The following is an 18,497-nucleotide window of genomic DNA, read 5'->3' on the forward strand; positions in this document are numbered from 1 at the left end:
GCGGCAGTGCGACCGGAGCCTGCACAAGGAGCCGCCGCGTTAATTGTGCGGTGTTGCCTTTACTTTACGATGGTCTTGGCCTCCATGTAGTAGCGCTTCTCGTGCGCCTCGCCCATAGAGAAGGTCTTGCGCGGCAGAACGCCGTCGAAAACAACGCCGCGGAACAGGTCGTTCTTAGCGATGTCCGGCAGGATGAAGCCGAGGTTGCCCGGCTTTTCAGCCAGCGAAACAACAACGTCCGTGCCGTGGATGTAGTCGATCTTCGCAGAGGTGTGGGTTTCAAGATAAGCGTCCAGACCGGTCTGGATGGTAGCGACCGGAATGGCCCACTTCGGGTTCTCGACAACGAACACGCCCGACTTGTTCGCCGAGCAGAACGGGAAGAAGTGCACGTTTTCACTCTTGGGAGCCTCATCGGCAACGTAAGCCTTGCAGCCCTCGCCGTTGTAGAAGTCGGTCAGTGCGCCGAGCAGCTCATCTGCGTCTACGCCGAACAGAGCACGGTGGATCGGCTCGATGATCAGGCTCTCGTCATGGATGTTGACAACCTCAACGAGTGCAAAACGTGCCGGATGGTTCTCCTGCTCCTCGGCAGTCAGGCCCTTCTTGACCTCTTCCCAGTACGCCTTTGCGGTGGCCATGGAGTGGTTGCCGTCGCCTACTGCATACGGCAGCAGCGCCTGTGCGTCCGTGCAGCCGTACTTCCCGTTGAAGGTCTCGCGGTCGCAGAGTGCTTCGAGCTTGGCCTCGATGGCCTCGGTCTCCGGACCGTTCGGCAGGAACCAGCCGGTGATATGGCCGCCGTTCTGCATCAGGTCGGTATCGTACAGCTTGTCATAAGAGGCGGTCTGCTCGAACAGCGGCTCGATGATCTGACGGTCGGGATCGTCGATCAGGATCATGATGTGCGGCAGCTCCAGGCACGCGCCCTGACGAACCTTGAGACGGGGCGGAATACGCTCGACAACCGTCTTTTCGGTCGGGCGGATGAGGGATGCGGAACCGGGCGTGTATTCATACGCTTCCAGATCGACCGACAGCACGATGCCGCGGCGCGGGCAGGAGCCGCCGGACCAGCGTTCGGTCAGCACGACGCCGGCGGGCAGGGTGCGCAGCGTGCCGTCCTGCACGTACTGCTGCATGGTCTGATGGATTGTCTCCGTGCGGGCAGCAACGGCCGCGTCCTCCAGATAAACTTCCGGCAGGGTCAGACGCAGGGTAGAGGGTGCGTCACCGACGGTCTTATCAGTCTCGGCCCAGTAGTCCGGCTGAGAAGTGTACTGGTCGCAGGCGATGACTGCCCACTTGGACAGGTCCACGCCTTCACGCGGAAACATGATCTCGGGAATACGAGTGCAGCGATTAGCCATAATTATCCTTCCTCCAGTAGAAGTAGTGTGGAATGCCTCTATTATAGCAGACAAATCTCAAGTACGGCACTCGTTTTTCAAAAATAAATGTCGGTTTGCAGAAAAAACTTTATTTGCTTGACGAAAGTATAGGGATGTTGTACAATATAATATAGGTTTGGTTGCGAAATTTGTATAAAAATACAATCGTAAAAACGGAGGAAAACCCCATGGTTAAATTCAAGGCTATCGGCGTTTCGGAGGGTCTGGCGAAGGCAAAGGCTCTCGTTATCAAGGAAGAAGATCTTTCGGTCGTTAAGGAGACCGTTGCCGATGCGGAAGCCGAATGCAAGCGCGTTCTCGACGCAGTGGAAAAAGCCAAGCAGCAGATCGAAGTGCTGCGTGACGATGCGGAAAAGAATATCGGTGCGGCTGAGGCGGAAATTTTTGATGCACATCTGATGATGCTCGACGACCCTGATTTTGTCGAGGGTATGACAAACATTGTAACGGATGAGAAGGTTTGCGCGGAGTACGCGTGCTTTGTCAACTGCGAAAACTTTCAGGCGATGTTCCGCGCGCTCGACGACGAATATATGCAGGCGCGTGCAGCAGACATCGGTGATATTTCTCAGCGGGTCATTAAGAATCTGAAGGGCATTGCGGACAACGCGATCGACACGATCACTGAGCCGTGCATTATTGTGGCGAACGACCTTACGCCGTCCGACACGGCGAAGATCGGCGGCAAGCCGGTTGCCGGTTTTATCACGAAGATCGGCGGCCGCACGAGCCATTCGGCGATCATGGCGCGTTCGATGGGCATTCCGGCGATTGTCGGTGCCGGCGAGAAGGCGGACGAGATCGCGGACGGCGACCTGCTGCTGATCGACGGCGCGGCAGGCGAAGTCGTGGCGCAGCCGGATGAGCAGACGCTTGCCGACTTTGCCGAGCGTCAGAAGGCAGATGCGGCGCATCGTGCCATGCTCGCGCAGTACAAGGATAAGGAGGGCGCGACCTCGGATGGCCGCCGTGTCATTATCGAGGGCAACATCGGTACGCCGGATGACGCAGTCCGCGTAGCGGAACTTGGCGGTGAAGGCGTCGGTCTGTTCCGCTCGGAGTTCCTGTTCATGGATCGTACCGACCTGCCGAGCGAGGAAGAGCAGTTCGCCGCCTACAAGAAGGCGTGTGAGATCATGCAGGGCAAGCCGGTTATCATCCGCACGCTGGACATCGGCGGCGACAAGGAAGTGCCCGCACTGGCGCTGGAGAAGGAACAGAATCCGTTCCTCGGCTACCGCGCGATCCGCATTTGCTTGAATCAGCCGGAGTTGTTCCTGATTCAGCTTCGCGCGCTGCTGCGTGCCGCGCAGTACGGCGATCTGCGCATTATGTTCCCGATGATTTCGTCGGTGGATGAGGTGCGTGGTGCAAAGCAGGTGCTCGAGCAGGCGAAGGACATGCTGACCGCGGAAGGCGTACCCTTCAATCCGAACGTCAAGGTCGGCATTATGGTCGAAATTCCGGTGGCGGCTGTCTGCGCGGATGTGCTGGCGAAGGAGGTTGACTTCTTCTCGATCGGCACGAATGATCTGATTCAGTATTCCTGCGCGGTCGACCGCATCAACGAGAAGATTTCCTATCTGTACCGTCCGCTGCATCCGGGCGTGCTGCGCCTGATCGCCATGACGGCCAAAGCAGCGAACGAGAACGGTATCGAAGTCGGCGTGTGCGGCGAGATGGCAGGCACGGCCGGCATGGCGCCGGTGCTGTGCGGTCTCGGCGTGACCAATCTGTCCATGTCGGCATCCGCAATGCTGGCAGCAAAGGCAGACCTTGCAAAGCACTCCTGCGGCGAATGCAAGGAGCTGGCTGACAAGCTGCTCGCGTGCGCAAGCGCGTCTGACGCAGAGCGTATTTTCGCGGACTGGAGAGAGTCCTGAGCAAGAGTAAAAAGCCGCCGTTTCCCTGTGAAGCGGCGGCTTTGCACTGTTCGGATGGATAGAAATTGACTTGTATCGGAAAACGATATTGTTTATCAGGATAACAAGCATTATCTGAGCAAATCTATGTCGTTTTCCTCGCCCAGTGCGGCGGCCTGCTTCGTTTTGGGCGCAAGCGCGAACGGCTGGACGGAATGGAAGGACAAGAGCGGCAGAACACTCGATGAGCTGTTCCGCAGACAGGCAGAGAAAGCATAAGTAAAGGGACACGGAATGATTCTGTGTCCCTTTTTACGCAGGAAAGAGAAGCGTTTAGCCCTGGTTTGCCATATTCTGCTCGTAGGATTCGATCATCTTCTTCACCATCTGACCGCCTACGGAGCCGGCCTGACGGCTGGTCAGATCGCCGTTATAGCCCTGCTTGAGGTTTACGCCGACCTCGGCAGCTGCCTCCATTTTGAAGCGATCCATTGCCGCGCGTGCTTCCGGTACCATGCCCTGATTAGAACCATTTTTCGTGTTAGTCATGTTTGTTCGCTCCTTTTCGATTCGGTTTGGTGTGTTGGGTTTTGCTGATAGTAGGTTGCGCACCAAAGGTCGAAATATGAGATGCAAATGCTGTGACGGAAGCCAGAAAATATGATAAGCAAACGCGTTTTGCCAGCGCAGGAAAACAAGCGTTGAAAATTTGCTTTTGGACAGCGCATAAAACCTGCTCTGTTCATATAATAAAGGAAAGCACAGACATATACAGCCTTATTAGTTACGGTATATACTGCAGATGGGTTAGTTTATTCTAACTTATCGTTTCCGCCCGTCACCCAGTCGTCCGCGCTGCCGAGATTTCCTGCAATACGGCAGGTTTGCTGCGAAACCGCGCCTCATCAGCACACAGAATTTATTCGCAAATCGCTCTTGTTCAATTATACGGTATTGCCTTAACTAAATTGTAAGCAAACACGTCTTGCAAGAGTTTGTGCAATATGCTAATATGATGGTAATACATGTCCGATGCACAAATGTGCAATATGCGGACAGGGGAACGAATCCCGAAAAAGTCTGACAGCGATCGGAAGCGGCAGTGGAGGTGCCGCTGAAAAAGTCATATTCACTCAGATTAGGATGCTTAACCTTTTACAAGCACAGATTTACGTGGAAATAAGGCGGCTATGCCGCTTTATCAATAATGGATAGAGAACAGAAAGGACATCATAGTATGAGTCAAAACGAGAAGAGGTTATTCGACAGACACAAGAAACAGGAAGAACCGCCTTTAGAGCAGACGCAGGCGGTGCCTGCGGTACAGGATGAAATCACGGCAGAGCCTGCAGCCGAGGCGACGCCGAAGCGCAACAAATACGCAGACAAAATGAATCGCAAAAAGCGCAGACTGAGCAAGGGTGCGCGTATCGGCATTACGGCGGCGGCAGTTGCGCTGCTGCTTGGCGGCGGCATCTGGGCTGTGGTGAAATCCCGTGATGCGGGTACGGAGGACGTGACGCAGACCACGGCTATGGTCAGCTGCGGTGATCTGGAGACCTACATAGAGGGAAGCGGCGTTACTGCTGCAAAAAAACGCGAGGAACTTGGCCGGGAGGTTAAGGGCAAGGTAACACAGGTGCTGGTCGCCGAGGGCGACGAGGTACACACCGGCGATCCGCTGCTGGTGATCGACCCGACCGAAACCCGCAAGGAACTTGCGGATGCACAAAAGGCACTGACTGAGGCGGAACGCGGTGTCTCGGACGCGCAGCTGGAGGTCTCCAAGGCACAGTCCGACTTGAGCGCGGCGCAGAGAAAACTGAGCCGTCTGCACATTACGGCGCCGTTTACCGGCAAACTGATTCCAGCCAAGGATTCGGACGACAAGGATGTGTCCTTCCGTGTCGGTGAGCAGGTGAGCGAGGGTCAGGTCATCGGCTATATGGTAAATGACCGCCAGATGAAGCTGACGCTGGCGTTCAGCGCAGAATATGCCCGCAGCATTCGCACCGGACAGGCGGCCACGGTATCCATCGCTTCTGCGATGAGCGAGGTGAGCGGTACGGTATCGTCGGTCGAGACAACGCAGCAGATTTCGAGTGCGGGTGTGCGCGTTATCCGCGTTGGCATTACGGTGAATAACCCCGGTTCGCTGACAAAGGGCATGACAGCCACAGCGACAATCAATGCCGGACGCCTCGGTGCGATCTATCCGGCGAATGCGGGCACACTGGAATACAGCCGCGAGGAAGCCGTCACCGCACAGATAAGCGGCGAGATCATCAAGCTGAACGGCACAAGCTACAGCACCTACAACGGCGGTGCGCTTATCATGTCCCTGTCGAGTGACGCTTCTCAGGATGAGATTTCAGCCGCGCAGAATGGTATTGCGGCGGCAAACCGCACGGTTGCCAGCGCAAAGACGGCTGCAGACGAAAAGCGGGCACACATTGCCGAACTGCAGCAGAAGATTCAGAACTCGACCGTTACCTCTCCGATAGACGGCGTTGTTGTCAGCCTGAACGCCGTTGAAGGACAGGAGGCGACCGGCTCGGAGACGCTCGTTGTGGTTGCTGATTTGAATGATATTGCCGTCAACGCCGAGGTCTCCTCGATGGATATCGGCTCGGTGCAGCAGGGACAGCAGGCGACTATGACGATGTACGCGTCGGACGGCTCCGAGATTTCGCTGACCGGCGAGGTGCAGTCGGTTGCGCTGGAGCCGACACAGAACTCCAGTAACGGGCAGGGCAGCATGCCGACCTTCAAGGCGGTCATTTCGGTGGATCCGCTGGAGGGACAGAAAATTTACAGCGGCATGTCTATCGAATATAAAATCACGACGGCCTCGTCCTACGGCTGCCTGATGGTACCGTCGTCGGCTATCGTCAACACGGACAGCGGCACAGCTGTATTCGCCAAGCCGCTGACGGACGAGAACGGAAACGAGATTCCGTTTGAGGAAACCCTGCCGATCCCCGAGGGTACCGAAGGCATTCCGGAAGACTATCAGCTTGTACCGGTCGAGACCGGCATTGCCGATTCGACCAACACGGAAATCCTCGGCGGTCTGGAAGAGGGCACCGAGGTATTCCTCGCCGGACCGAGCGACCTGTATGCCGATATGTCGGATAACGGCATGTCAGTCAGTATGTCAGTCGGTTGAGGAGGGCGCGCTTATGTGGGAAAGAAAGGCGCAGACTCCTGACACGGAGAGCCGCGCTGAATTGCTGATTGACGTTCAGCGCATGAGCAAGATTTACAACGAAGGAAGAGAAAACGAAGTGCGTGCACTGGATGATATCTCGCTGCAGGTATCCTGGGGAGAGTTCCTGTGCATTCTCGGACAGTCCGGCTCGGGCAAGTCCACGCTGATGAACATTCTCGGCTGTCTGGATATTCCGACCTACGGCTCTTATCATCTAAACGGGCAGCTGGTCAGCGATATGAAGCCGTCCGTGCTGTCCGGTATCCGCAACCGGGAGATCGGGTTTATCTTTCAGGGCTTTAATCTGATTCCGGCGCTGACGGCGCTCGAAAACGTCGAGCTGCCGCTCATCTACCGCGGTATGCCGCGGGAGGAGCGCCGCCGTCTGGCACAGGAGGCGTTAGTCTCGGTCGGGCTGGAAAAGCGCATGGATCACCGTCCGGGTGAGATGTCCGGCGGACAGCAGCAGCGTGTTGCGATCGCGCGGGCAGTGGCGGCAAAGCCGCCGATCATCATGGCGGACGAGCCGACCGGTAACCTGGATTCTGCCTCCGGTCTGGATATTATGCGCAAGCTGACTGCACTCAATGAGCAGGGAACCTCCATCATCCTCATCACGCATGACAACCATCTTGCACAGATGGCAAAACGCATCGTGACGATACAGGACGGCAGGATCATTTCGGACACGAAAGGAGGGGCCGTATGAATTGGATGCAGACGGTTCGTATGGCGTTCAAGTCCATCCTGAACAACAAGGTTCGCTCGATTCTGACCATGCTCGGCATCATCATCGGTGTGGCATCGGTTATCGCTATCGTGGCGTCGATTCAGGGCACGAGCAAGCTGCAGCGCCTGCAGTATGAGGCGATGGGCGTCAACCGCATCGACATCTACGGATACGGTGCCAAAAACCGCGATTGGCAGGAGTTTGAGGACTATATGACGAATGATCTGTCCGACAAAATCGCCGCATGGTCGCCGCAGAGCCAGTATTACGACTGGCAGAACAGCGGCATCCAGTACCGGGCCAAAAGGCTGGATAACAACGACAGCAACAGCGGCTACACCTATATGTACTTCGGCAACGAGCATTACGGCGAGGTGACAAGTCATGCGATTTCCGCCGGACGGGATATTTCCGCTGCGGACTGCCGCACGTGCGCCCGCGTCTGTGTGATCGGAGAAACACTGCGCAAGTATTTCTTCGGGGCGATGAGTCCGATCGGGCAGAAGCTGCAGATTGGCGGCAAGGGCTTTGAGGTCATCGGCGTGTATGCCGGCAAGTATGACGGTAAGCTGAATACAGACGATCAGATGATTGTGATGCCGTACACGCTGCAGAGCACGATGATGAGTGTATACGGCATGGCAGACCGCCAGTATATCGTGAAGGCGGCGGACAAGGAAGCGATTACCGAGCTGACAGACGAGCTTCTGCCGGGCTTTATGCAGGGACGCTGCGAGGCGGGAAACGGATACTTTTCTGCTTCGTCGGACAGCCAGTGGCAGGAGCAGAGCGAGTCCTCCAACAACATGCTTGCGCTGCTCGGCGGCGGTGTCGCCGGAATCTCGCTGCTCGTCGGCGGTATCGGCATCATGAATATCATGCTGGTGTCTGTCACCGAGCGCACCCGCGAGATCGGTATCCGCATGGCAATCGGTGCCCGCAAGCGGGATATTATCGGGCAGTTTCTGGTAGAAGCCTCGGTGGTCTCGTGCTGCGGCGGTGTAATCGGCATTGTGCTCGGCTGTTTCCTTTCGGCGGTGCTGGGCAATCTGCTGCTTGCGAAAACGCAGAACAGCTACATGCCGACCGTGGAGCAGTTCACCGTACTGCCCTCTGCGGGACTGGTCATCGGCGCATTTCTGTTTTCTGCGCTGCTGGGTATTATCTTCGGACTGTATCCCGCCAATAAAGCCTCGAATCTGCAGCCGGTAGATGCGCTGCGGACGCAGTAAAAGGAAAGGACAGGTAGGAAAATGAAAAAAAGATTTGTCAGCCTGTGTCTGGCAGGCTTGATTATGGTTGCACCGGCTTCGGCGGTGTTTACCGATATTTCAGACAGCAGGGTATCGCAGACGGCCGCCGTTCTGGATGCACTGGGTATCATGCAGGGCGTAGGCGGCGGCAGCTTCGCGCCGGGTAAGGCGCTGACGCGGGCGCAGTTCTGCAAGCTGGCGGTTACTGCCATGGGTGTGACGGATGTAAGTCCGTATGCCAGCTACACGATTTTTCCGGATGTTAAGCATTCGCACTGGGCAGCGCCGTATATCAACGCGGCAGTACGCCATCCGGAACTGAAGGAAAAGGCCATTATCCGCGGCTATGCGGACGGCAGCTTCGGCCCGGATAAGATTGTCAGCTACGGTGAGGTCTGCACCATGCTGCTGCGTATGCTGGGCTATAAAGAGGAGGACGTCGGTCCGTTCTGGCCTGCGGACTATATCGCGCAGGCACAGGCCATCGGTCTGACGGACGGTGTCACGATTGCGGATGCACATGCCGCAGTCAAGCGCGGAGACGCGGCGGTGCTTCTGCTGAACGCTCTGAATACGGATAAAAAGGGAGAAGAAGGCAGCACACTGCTCGACAAGGTCGCGTCCTCGACGGTCAAGGACTGCATTCTGCTTGAGACCGGAAAGACATACAGCGCCCTTGCTGCGGATGCGGCATTGTTCTATGAGGACGGTGTTGTGGATACGGAATCTCCCCGTAAGACCGCCGGTACGCTGGACAGCAGCATGATCGGTGTGTACGGCACAATCGTTATCGGCAAGGGCAGCAGCAAGGTTGCGGTCGGTGTGATTCCGAACGGCAACAAGACCGAAACTTATGAGGTTGTCAATGCGGCAGCAGATCGTATCGTTACCACGAACGGAACACTGCGTCCGGACCGTAAGACCAAGCTGTATATCAGCCGCGATTATGCCATGGGCGAGTATGAAAATGTATGGGCGAACCTGCAGTCCGGCGACACGCTGACCCTGTACTACAACGAGTACGGCGTGCTGCAGCTGATGGCAGTCTTGCCGAAAACGACAGCAGGCGCCGCACACTCGTTCGTTTACGGTCTGGCGACATCGCGCAGGATTCCGGCGGAGTATACGATCATCAAAAACGGTGCGAAGATCGACGCGAGCAAGCTGAAAAAGTACGATGTTGTGACGCTCGATGCCGCAAACCGTCAGGCGATCGTTTCGGATACCAAGCTGAGCGGAAAATATCAGACCGACTCGACAACGTACAGCCATCCCTCTCAGGTGAAGATTCTGGGAAAGGACTTTGAGGTTTCCTCCGAGGCGGCGGCAACGTTCAAGGATATGAAGCTGAACGATTACATCACGCTGCTGTTTGACGCGGACGGCAATGTTGTGGCTGCGTACCCGAAAAAGGATGTCAGCGCGGAGATGCAGGGCATTGTCACCAAAATTGACGGGAAAAAGGCTACGGTCACGCTGACAAACGGTCTGACCCTGCGGGATATTCCGATCGCCAAGGACGTAAAAACCGATGTGATGGGTCGTCTGGTTACGGTCAGCCAGTCCGGTGAGGGGGCAGACCTGATTCGCCGCACGCTTTCCGGAAAGACCGCCGGAAACTGGTCTGTTGCGGAGGGAAAACTGGGCGGTAACGCCGTTTCCTCCAAGGTGCGCGTGTATGAGGAGGTGCTCTCCGGCGCACCGCTGAACGCGATCAACGTCAGCGATATTGACCTGACCTCGGTTCCGGCTTCGCAGATTAAGTATACCGTGCAGGATAATGCAGGTACGGTTACGAATATTGTTCTGGGCGATGTGACCGGAGAAAGCTGGATTTATGGTATTGGCTATGGCAAGCGAGATAAGACGGATGAGGAAAATGGCAATTCTCCGGAATATGTTGTGCTCCGCCATTGGGACGGGGCAAAGCAGGAGGAAAGCACATTCCGTGTACTCACGCTGCCGCGCGGTCTGGGCGGTGTACCGATTGCAGTCCCCAGAGGGTACTCAACCGATGCAAGCATTGTCAATACCTCACTGGATACGCTCAAGCTGACATTGATCGATACGGTAAAGTCGTCTGCATTTGACGGTTCCTCCGGTGTCCGTACCAAGGACGGCTATTACGAGCTGGCAGAGAATATCGGCGTTTATATCTCGGAGCAGAACAGGTTTATTTCGCTGCAGACGGCGAAATCCAACTATACGAGCTTCCGCGTATACGCCAATAAAACGGCGGAAAACGGCGGGAAAATCCGTGTGATTGTCGCTTCGTGATTTGCTGTGTGCTGCGGCTATACCTTTACGTTAAATAATTGAAATTGCAAAACGGATGCTTCTCTGTGCTTGGAGAGGCATCCGTTTTGTTTCGGCTTGGATTTTAATGCAGTTTTCAGGATTTTGAAAATGCCAAATAAGTTACAAAAAAGCCGCTCTTTCCAACGAAAGAACGGCTTTATCTGGTGCGAGTAGTGATACAGCATTTTTTGAAAACAATCGTAGTACAATTTGTTTTTGAGGCCATCGGATAGCAACTTGCTTGTATCGCACCCCGATGGGCGGCTGTATTGAAAAAACAGCTGCCTTTTATATACCACACAACCCCAAAATTATCAAGTACGCGCAGCGTTCACTTCTCCCATCACTGGGAGCAAATGAACGCTGCTTTTTTGTTTGCAACGAAAGGAGGCATCCGTGAAATGGCAGTTTTTCGGGTAGAAAAGAACAGCGGCTACACGGTCATGTCAAACCACCACCTGCGGAACAGGAACTTATCCCTGAAAGCCAAAGGCTTACTCTCCCAAATGCTCTCCCTGCCGGAAGATTGGGACTACACCCTGCAAGGGCTGGCCCGTATCAACCGGGAAAGCATTGACGCGATACGGCAGGCCATCCGGGAACTGGAACAGGCAGGCTACATCCAGCGTTCCAGAGAACGGGACGAGAAAGGGCGGCTGCGAGGTGCAGACTATGTGATCTTCGAGCTGCCGCAGCCTGTTCCTGCATCGGTTTCACCTACATTGGAAAACCCAACGTTGGAGAATCCCACGCAGGAAAACCCTACGTTGGAAAATCCAATGCAATTAAATAAAGATAAACTAATTACAGAAAAACAAAAGAAAGAGGGATTAAATACCGATTCCATTCCTATCCATTCCCCAAACCCCTTGCCTTTGGACGAGGACGAGGCAGCGGCACCGCCGCCGGAACGGACAGGAAGCCGAAAGGAAACGGCCTATCAAATCTACCGGGACCTGATTTTGGAGAACATCGAGTATGACACCCTCACCCAGAATCCCCGGATAGACCGGGAACAGCTGGACGAAATCGTGGACATCCTGCTGGAAACGGTCTGCACTTCCCGCAAGTCCATCCGGGTGGCCGGGGACGATTACCCGGCAGAGTTGGTCAAGGCGAAATTCTTGAAGCTGGACAGCCATCACATCGAGTTCGTCATGGACTGTCTGCGGGACAACACCACCAAAGTCCGCAACATCAAGCAATACCTGCGGGCCATGCTTTTTAACGCGCCCAGCACCATCAACAGCTACTATGCGTCCCTTGTGGCGCACGATATGGCGCAGCCTGATTGGGGCCGCCCGCCCAACACCTGACCGAAAGGAGCGTCTACCCATGAGAACCATTTACCTGCGGCGGCTGGTGGTTCCACCCTAGCTGCTGCTTTTCCGACTACCTGCCAAGGAGGAATGCTGAATGCAGGAAGAAGTCACCCAGAAAACCATTGCCCTGTCCATGAAAACGGGCAAGCTCACCGCCCAAGCGCTGCAAGCCGCCCTGAAAAAATATTTGCAGCACCGGGTCAAGGGGCCAAAGCTGCATCACGGCAGGCAAAGCCTGAAACAGCTGAAAGCCCACGGCGCGGCTCTGACCAACATTGAAGTCACGGAGGCGAACATCGGGGCGTTCAAGCCCTGCGCCAAGAAGTACGGCGTGGACTTTACCTTACGCAAGGATAAAACCACCCAGCCGCCCCACTACATCGTGATCTTCAAGGCCAAGGATGCGGACAATCTGGAACAGGCGTTCCGGGAGTTCACGGCCAAAACACTCTCCAAGGAGCAGCGGCCCTCCATCCGCAAGGTGCTGACAGCAGCCAAGCAGAAAGCGGCCCAGCAGCCGAAACGCGCTAAAGAAAAAATCAAGCAAAGGGGGTTAGAGCAATGAAGCCTGAACTGAAAAAACTGCTGGTGCTGAATCTGCCGTATCTGCTGTTCGTGTACCTGTTCGCCAAATGCGGGCAGGCGTACCGTCTTGCGGCGGGCGCAGATGCTTCGGCAAAGCTGCTGCACCTGACGGGCGGCATCTCCGCCGCCTTTGCAAACCCGCTATCCAGCCTGCATCCGTTTGACCTGTGCGTGGGCGTTGCCGGGGCGGTGGCTGTCCGGCTCATCGTGTACAGCAAGGGCAAGAACGCCAAGAAGTACCGCAAGGGCGAGGAATACGGTTCTGCCCGGTGGAGTGCATAATTTTAAGTGTAAATGACACATACATGGACGCACAGGAGGTTATGCACATGACTGATTATAGCAAAATTACAGCCCTTTACTCCCGTCTTTCCGTAGGCGACGAGGACAGGGACGGCGGCGAGAGCAACAGCATACAGAACCAAAAAACATTTTTGGAGAACTATGCCAGAGGGCAGCACCTAACCAATATCCGGCACTACATCGACGATGACGAAAGCGGCAGATTTTTTGACCGTTCCGCCTACTCCCGCATGATGGACGATGTGGAAACCGGGAAAATCGGTGTCTGCATTATGAAAGACCTTACCCGCTGGGGGCGCGATTATCTCCAAGTCGGCAACGCGATGGAGACATTCAGACGGAACAATGTGCGTTTTATCGCGGTCAACAACGGGATAGACAGCGAGAAGCCCGACACATTGGAGTTTGCGCCCTTTATCAATATCATGTCGGAGTGGTACGCAAAGGACATCAGCAAGAAAGTGAAAACGGGCATTAAGACCAAAGGCATGAGTGGAAAGCCGATTGTCACCGAAGCCCCTTACGGCTATGTCAAAGACCCGGACAACAAGGATTTTTGGATAATCGACGAAGAAGCCGCCGAGGTTGTCCGTTTGATTTTCCGTCTGTTTATCGGCGGGAAGAACCGCAATCAAATCGCCGTATATCTGACACAGAAGCAAATCCCAACCCCCACTTTCTACATGAAAGACCGGGGGCGGGGAACCTGTAAAAATAAGACGCTCAACGAGGATAACCGCTGCAAGTGGAACAAAGCCACCTTGACCAATATCCTCACACGGCAGGAGTATTGCGGAGATGTAGTCAACTTCAAGACTACAAAGCATTTCCGGGATAAACATAACCACTATGTAGACCGGAGCCAGTGGCACATCACAGAAAATGTGCATGAGCCGATTATCAGCCGCAGCGATTTTGAAACCGTACAGCGAATTTTGGAAAACGCACCCGTCAGACGCCCCAACGGGGACGGGGAAATCCACCCTCTGTCCGGCTTGCTTTTCTGTAAGGACTGCGGCGCAAAAATGCACATTCGTATAGATTACCGGAACGGCGGCAAGCGGCATGTTGCTTTTTGCAGCGAGTACCACAAGGGAAAAGCCAAGAACCCCAAATGCCATTCCCCGCACATCATGGACGCGGACTTGCTCATGCAGACCATCGCGGAAGTGCTGAAGAAAATCGAGGACTATTCTATCAGCAATCGGGCGGAGTTTGAAGCCTTAGTGAAAAAGAACCTTGCCATGCAGCAGACCAACCAGACCAAGAAACAGCAGAAGCGTATCCCGCAAATCACGACGCGCCTTGAACAGATTGACAAGGTGCTGAACAAGCTCTATGAGGACAACGCCCTCGGCGCGATCTCACAAGACCGCTATGAGCAGATGTCGCAGAAGTATTCAGAAGAATACTACACGCTGAAAGCGGAGCTTGCCACGCTCCAAGAGCAGCTATCCGCTTATGAGAACGCGGGAGGACGGGCGCAGAAGTTTTTGAAGCTGACGGAACGCCATGCTGCCTTTACCGAGCTTACCCCCGCCATTCTCAACGAGTTTATCAGCCGGATTGAAGTGCATGAGCGCGACCAGAAAAGGGCGAGATACGCAATCCAGCACATCAGCATATATTTCAATTATATCGGCAAGTTTGAGAACGAAGTGACACAGCTTGCAGAGCCGACCGAGCAGGAAATCCGGCAAATGCGGGAGGAAATCGAAGAAGCCAAAAAGGAAAAGAGCCGCGCCTACCACCGCAACTATTCAAGGGAATACCGGGCGAGAAATCTTGAAAAGCAGCGGGAGTATGACCGCATGAAAGCGCGGGAATACCGGGCAAGGCGAAAGGCACAGGCAGCCGCCGCACAGCCCACACAGTAAAACAGAATAACCGTCAACCAAGAGGGATTTTCCGAACTACGGGAAATCCCTCTTTTGCGCCCAAAGAAAGGAGCCGCCTATGGCAGAACAGACCCCCGACAGTATCATCACGACCCAGAGGAACGGGCAGACCATTGTTGCGGAGTTGTTTTTCAATCACAGCAGCACAGAAACATTCCGCGACAAGCTGCTCAAACTGGTGCTTGCCGACAGCTCGCGTTTATCCGCGTCTGACGGTCAAGAGCCGGAAAAATCGGAAATCTTGCGATAACAGCCGCCCTGACGAACCATTCCCCGTCCGGGCGGTTTTTATCGTCAAAAACGCCGTTTTCTCCAAGTCAAGAGCCGGAGAAAACACCCGAAAAATGCCCCTATTGCATAACAGGGGCGCAGAAAGGAGAGCTTATGAGAACAGGGCTTACCAAGCGGGAAAAGACCACCGACATTTGGTTTGACGAGAAAGACCCCCTTATCCATATCCGCACCCACAACACCGCCTTGAAGAAGCGTCTGCTTGCATACAGCCGCCGTTATCCGGCGATCTGCCAGCAGACCGACGCAGACCCGGAAACGGGCTGCATGGAGTTTGATATTGAGAAAGGCCGCTTCTCTTTCCGTCTGACCGCCCCATACAGTGAGGAACGGCGGGAAGCAGCGCGGCAGTTTGCCAAGGAAAACAATGCCGCCAGCAGACTGAAATGAGGTGGATTTGTTCATAATCCTGTGCTATACTTCTCTTGAAAAAAGAACAACAAATCGAAATTTTGAGGAGGTTTACTATGATATATAAGTTTACGGAAGTATTAAACGATCTTGTTAATTATTTTATTCTTGGTGACATTTTACTACTGGAAAGTTGGAAAAGAGCCAATAATCTTTCAGACGATTTGGCAACGGAATTTACCACAAATGAAAGTGGGGATAGGGCTTTTAGTGAAGGTATTGTTATCCCCATGAGTGGCATTGAAAACTATCCTTATACCGTATTGTTTAATCTCTCTGGTGATAAACCGGAGTTGTGCAAAGGGGAAAGCCGATTGCAGTTTAGAAGGAGTGGTTATTCCCTCAAAGTGGATAATAATATGCTTATGCTTTTTACATGGCACATATTAAAACAGTTTACTCCCGAAAAAGTGAAAACTCTAATTTCTTATTACAGACAGAATAAAAAGCCAATTGTCGAACTTGCAAATGGCTGGTATCATATCGAGATTTTGGGTGGAGAAACCTTGCAGGACGGGGACTATGAGCCTACATTTGAATTTGTGATACAACCAATAGAAAATGAAGAAAAAGCCGCAAATGCTGATATGAATTTAAGCTTTGAAATTATAAGTTCTGCTTATTAAAACTAAATATATTATCCACAAGGGCAGCCGAGAAAATCGACTGCCCTTTTTCCATGCCTACGGGCAGAAAGGAGCGACCAGCTATGACGAAACCGAGGGAGAAAACCCGTGAGGAATTGACCGCCGAGATTGAGGAAGGCAAGAAGAAAATCCGGCAGTTTGAAAACCGGGAGAAAATCATCAAGCAGAAGCTATCCGTCGAGGAACGCAAGGCGAGAAACCACAGGCTTTGTAAGCGCGGCGGCTTCATGGAGAGCCTTGTGCCGGAGCTGATTGCCATGCCGGACGAGGACGCGAAAGCCTTTTTACGGCTTGCCTTGATGAGCGAGCCAGCACAGGAGTTTTTGAAAAAACGAGCCGGGGACGGGAATGCGGAGTAATCCCTTTGGAACAAAGGGCGCACTTATACACCCTTGCGGGCGTGTGCGCTCTGCCGAGGGCTCATCTCCGCACAGGGAACTTTCCCCGCGCTCCGATATGGCGACTTTGCCGCAACAAGGGGCTGCACCCCTTGCGCCGCTTACGCGGCTATCCCTGCACACCCACAAAAACAGTACACCCGCCGTTGGTGTCTGTACCATTTTTGCGGGTCTTGTTATCCTATCCGGGAGGTGATACCCATAGCCATCTATCATTGTAATATCAGCATTGTCAGCCGGGGCAAGGGCAAATCAGCCGTTGCCGCAGCCGCCTACCGAAGCGGCGAGAAAATCACAAACGAGTGGGACGGAATGACCCATGACTACACCCGCAAGCGCGGCGTTGTCCATACGGAAATCCTATTGCCGCCCCATGCCCCGCCCTCTTTCTCTGACCGCGCTACCCTATGGAACAGTGTGGAGCTTTACGAGAAAGCCGGGAACGCCCAGCTTGCCAGAGAGATTGACGCAGCACTCCCCATAGAATTATCCAGAGAGGAACAGATCCGGCTTGTCCGGGAATACTGTTCCTCTCAATTTGTTTCCAGAGGAATGTGCGTTGACTTTGCCATTCACGACACTGACAGCGGCAACCCCCATTGTCATATCATGCTTACCATGCGCCCCCTTGACGAGCGCGGCGCATGGGCGGCGAAGTCCAAAAAGGAATATGACCTTGACGAAAACGGCGAGCGCATACGCTTGCCAAGCGGCAGATATAAGACACACAAAGTTGACCTCACAGGCTGGAACGACAAGGGCAACGCGCTTTTGTGGCGCAAGGCATGGGCGGATATTTCAAACGCCTACCTTGAACGCGCCGGACACCCGGAGCGTATCGACCACCGCAGCAACGCCGAGCGCGGCATTGACGAGCTGCCTACCGTCCACATGGGCGTAGCGGCTTGTCAAATGGAGAAGAAAGGCATAGCCACCGAGAAAGGCGAGCTGAACCGCAGTATTCAAAAGGCAAACCGCCTTATCCGGGAAATCCGGGCGCAGATTAGCAAGCTCAAAGAATGGATTGCCGACCTGTTCAAAGCGCGGGAAACCGCCCCAAAACAGCCGCCGCAATCTCCCAACCTTGCAGATCTGTTGATGAAGTATTTGAGCGTTCAGAGAGAAAAGAGCCGGAAATATTCGCAGCGTTGGCAACAACAGCACACAGCCGATGAACTGAAAACCATAGCGGCAACGGTCAACTATCTTTCCGAGCATGGCATCTCTAATCTTGACGAGCTGGACGCTTCTCTTTCCTCTGTCAGGGATAAAGCCTATTCAATCCGGGAGGGAATGAAACCCGCCGAGGAACGCATGAAGAAGCTGCAAAAGCTAATTGAATACGGGAAAAACTATACAGAGTACAAGCCCATTCACGATGAGTTGAAAAAGCTGCAAAACGGCTGGACAAACAAGCGCGACAAGTACGAGGAAGCCCACCGCGCCGAGCTGACCCTATGGAACGCAGCAAGCCGCTATCTCCATGCAAATCTGCCTAAAGGAACAAAGACCTTACCTGTTGCGGAATGGGAACAGGAATATGCTGACCTCAAAACACAGAGGGACAGCGATTATACCAAACTGAAAGATACCCGCGCCGAGGTTGCCGAGCTTCAAAAAATCCGCAGGTGCGTGGATATTGCACTCCGCGCCGACCAGCCGGAGCAGACGCAGAGCCGCACCAAACAGCATGATATAGACCGCTGAAAGGAGTTGAACTTTTATGTATTACACCCAAGAACAGATAGACCGCGCCAACCAAGCCGACCTTGTTTCTTTCCTGCAATCACAGGGAGAGCAGCTTACCCGCGCCGGAAATGAATACCGCTGGAAGCGGCACGACAGCCTGACCGTCCGGGGAAACAAATGGTACAGG

General features: G+C 54.2%; 16 protein-coding genes and 1 pseudogene. 15 read left to right on the forward strand and 2 right to left on the reverse strand.

All coding sequences use genetic code 11. The features are described from left to right. Positions 1-59: 59 nt before the first annotated feature. Positions 60-1,370, reverse strand: coding sequence for a DUF1015 domain-containing protein (locus PG722_RS12550; protein ID WP_270580723.1), 1,311 nt, complete (start codon positions 1,368-1,370; stop codon positions 60-62). A 209-nt stretch (positions 1,371-1,579) separates the two neighbouring features. Between PG722_RS12550 and ptsP the strand changes: the two genes are divergently transcribed. After that, positions 1,580-3,295 (forward strand): phosphoenolpyruvate--protein phosphotransferase, encoded by a 1,716-nt coding sequence (gene ptsP / locus PG722_RS12555; protein ID WP_270580724.1) that lies wholly within the window; start codon positions 1,580-1,582, stop codon positions 3,293-3,295. A gap of 87 nt (positions 3,296-3,382) precedes the next feature. After that, positions 3,383-3,553, forward strand: coding sequence for a DUF4357 domain-containing protein (locus tag PG722_RS12560; protein ID WP_270580733.1), 171 nt, complete (start codon positions 3,383-3,385; stop codon positions 3,551-3,553). 54 nt (positions 3,554-3,607) lie between these two features. Here the strand turns inward: PG722_RS12560 and PG722_RS12565 are convergent, their stop codons facing one another. After that, on the reverse strand, positions 3,608-3,823 hold the full coding sequence (locus PG722_RS12565; RefSeq protein WP_116705097.1) for an alpha/beta-type small acid-soluble spore protein: 216 nt from the start codon (positions 3,821-3,823) through the stop codon (positions 3,608-3,610). A 688-nt stretch (positions 3,824-4,511) separates the two neighbouring features. On the opposite strand from PG722_RS12565, the gene PG722_RS12570 reads away from it, so the two are divergent. The 13 genes and pseudogenes from PG722_RS12570 to mobQ all read left to right on the forward strand — a co-directional run bounded on the left by PG722_RS12570 (position 4,512) and on the right by mobQ (position 18,328). Further along, complete coding sequence (locus PG722_RS12570; protein WP_158578030.1) at positions 4,512-6,443, forward strand: HlyD family efflux transporter periplasmic adaptor subunit; 1,932 nt, start codon at positions 4,512-4,514, stop codon at positions 6,441-6,443. 13 nt (positions 6,444-6,456) lie between these two features. Then, positions 6,457-7,194, forward strand: a complete 738-nt coding sequence (locus tag PG722_RS12575; protein WP_270580725.1) for an ABC transporter ATP-binding protein — start codon at positions 6,457-6,459, stop codon at positions 7,192-7,194. Beyond that, on the forward strand, positions 7,191-8,447 hold the full coding sequence (locus PG722_RS12580) for an ABC transporter permease (protein ID WP_270580726.1): 1,257 nt from the start codon (positions 7,191-7,193) through the stop codon (positions 8,445-8,447). The genes PG722_RS12575 and PG722_RS12580 overlap by 4 nt, the downstream gene beginning before the upstream one ends. Before the next feature lie 21 nt (positions 8,448-8,468). After that, the gene (locus tag PG722_RS12585) at positions 8,469-10,745 is read left to right on the forward strand and encodes an S-layer homology domain-containing protein (RefSeq protein ID WP_270580727.1); all 2,277 of its coding nucleotides are present in this window, start codon (positions 8,469-8,471) and stop codon (positions 10,743-10,745) included. Positions 10,746-11,167: 422 nt separating this feature from the next. Then, positions 11,168-12,082, forward strand: coding sequence for a DUF6017 domain-containing protein (locus tag PG722_RS12590; protein WP_270580728.1), 915 nt, complete (start codon positions 11,168-11,170; stop codon positions 12,080-12,082). Between the two features lie 100 nt (positions 12,083-12,182). Further along, complete coding sequence (locus PG722_RS12595) at positions 12,183-12,653, forward strand: PcfB family protein (protein ID WP_270580729.1); 471 nt, start codon at positions 12,183-12,185, stop codon at positions 12,651-12,653. Continuing rightward, positions 12,650-12,946 (forward strand): annotated as a pseudogene (locus tag PG722_RS12600) (conjugal transfer protein TraG); the annotation flags it as partial. The gene PG722_RS12595 and the pseudogene PG722_RS12600, both read left to right, overlap by 4 nt. Before the next feature lie 32 nt (positions 12,947-12,978). Beyond that, a complete protein-coding gene (locus PG722_RS12605) occupies positions 12,979-14,853 on the forward strand; it encodes a recombinase family protein (protein WP_270580730.1) in 1,875 nt (624 codons plus the stop codon). A 79-nt stretch (positions 14,854-14,932) separates the two neighbouring features. Next, positions 14,933-15,124 carry a transposon-encoded TnpW family protein gene (locus PG722_RS12610; RefSeq protein WP_270580731.1) on the forward strand — a complete coding sequence of 64 codons (192 nt, stop codon included), beginning with the start codon at positions 14,933-14,935 and terminating at the stop codon, positions 15,122-15,124. A 134-nt stretch (positions 15,125-15,258) separates the two neighbouring features. Then, positions 15,259-15,555 carry a hypothetical protein gene (locus PG722_RS12615; protein WP_117534722.1) on the forward strand — a complete coding sequence of 99 codons (297 nt, stop codon included), beginning with the start codon at positions 15,259-15,261 and terminating at the stop codon, positions 15,553-15,555. Between the two features lie 77 nt (positions 15,556-15,632). Then, the gene (locus tag PG722_RS12620; RefSeq protein ID WP_117534723.1) at positions 15,633-16,202 is read left to right on the forward strand and encodes a hypothetical protein; all 570 of its coding nucleotides are present in this window, start codon (positions 15,633-15,635) and stop codon (positions 16,200-16,202) included. An 83-nt stretch (positions 16,203-16,285) separates the two neighbouring features. Next, the gene (locus tag PG722_RS12625) at positions 16,286-16,582 is read left to right on the forward strand and encodes a DUF3847 domain-containing protein (RefSeq protein WP_117534724.1); all 297 of its coding nucleotides are present in this window, start codon (positions 16,286-16,288) and stop codon (positions 16,580-16,582) included. Positions 16,583-16,813: 231 nt separating this feature from the next. Continuing rightward, positions 16,814-18,328 carry a MobQ family relaxase gene (gene mobQ, locus PG722_RS12630; RefSeq protein WP_270580732.1) on the forward strand — a complete coding sequence of 505 codons (1,515 nt, stop codon included), beginning with the start codon at positions 16,814-16,816 and terminating at the stop codon, positions 18,326-18,328. The last annotated feature ends 169 nt before the right edge of the window (positions 18,329-18,497 follow it).

The sequence above is a fragment of the Butyricicoccus sp. OF27-2pH9A genome, from assembly GCF_027693185.1.
GTDB lineage: Bacteria > Bacillota > Clostridia > Oscillospirales > Butyricicoccaceae > Agathobaculum > Agathobaculum butyriciproducens.

What these genes read in the sequence shown, in the direction of transcription:
- PG722_RS12550 (WP_270580723.1), bottom strand. Translation starts at nt 1,370, where the DNA reads ATGGCTAATCGCTGCACTCGTATTCCCGAGATCATGTTTCCGCGTGAA.
- ptsP (WP_270580724.1), top strand. Translation starts at nt 1,580, where the DNA reads ATGGTTAAATTCAAGGCTATCGGCGTTTCGGAGGGTCTGGCGAAGGCA.
- PG722_RS12565 (WP_116705097.1), bottom strand. Translation starts at nt 3,823, where the DNA reads ATGACTAACACGAAAAATGGTTCTAATCAGGGCATGGTACCGGAAGCA.
- PG722_RS12570 (WP_158578030.1), top strand. Translation starts at nt 4,512, where the DNA reads ATGAGTCAAAACGAGAAGAGGTTATTCGACAGACACAAGAAACAGGAA.
- PG722_RS12575 (WP_270580725.1), top strand. Translation starts at nt 6,457, where the DNA reads ATGTGGGAAAGAAAGGCGCAGACTCCTGACACGGAGAGCCGCGCTGAA.
- PG722_RS12580 (WP_270580726.1), top strand. Translation starts at nt 7,191, where the DNA reads ATGAATTGGATGCAGACGGTTCGTATGGCGTTCAAGTCCATCCTGAAC.
- PG722_RS12585 (WP_270580727.1), top strand. Translation starts at nt 8,469, where the DNA reads ATGAAAAAAAGATTTGTCAGCCTGTGTCTGGCAGGCTTGATTATGGTT.
- PG722_RS12590 (WP_270580728.1), top strand. Translation starts at nt 11,168, where the DNA reads ATGGCAGTTTTTCGGGTAGAAAAGAACAGCGGCTACACGGTCATGTCA.
- PG722_RS12595 (WP_270580729.1), top strand. Translation starts at nt 12,183, where the DNA reads ATGCAGGAAGAAGTCACCCAGAAAACCATTGCCCTGTCCATGAAAACG.
- PG722_RS12605 (WP_270580730.1), top strand. Translation starts at nt 12,979, where the DNA reads ATGGACGCACAGGAGGTTATGCACATGACTGATTATAGCAAAATTACA.
- PG722_RS12610 (WP_270580731.1), top strand. Translation starts at nt 14,933, where the DNA reads ATGGCAGAACAGACCCCCGACAGTATCATCACGACCCAGAGGAACGGG.
- PG722_RS12615 (WP_117534722.1), top strand. Translation starts at nt 15,259, where the DNA reads ATGAGAACAGGGCTTACCAAGCGGGAAAAGACCACCGACATTTGGTTT.
- PG722_RS12620 (WP_117534723.1), top strand. Translation starts at nt 15,633, where the DNA reads ATGATATATAAGTTTACGGAAGTATTAAACGATCTTGTTAATTATTTT.
- PG722_RS12625 (WP_117534724.1), top strand. Translation starts at nt 16,286, where the DNA reads ATGACGAAACCGAGGGAGAAAACCCGTGAGGAATTGACCGCCGAGATT.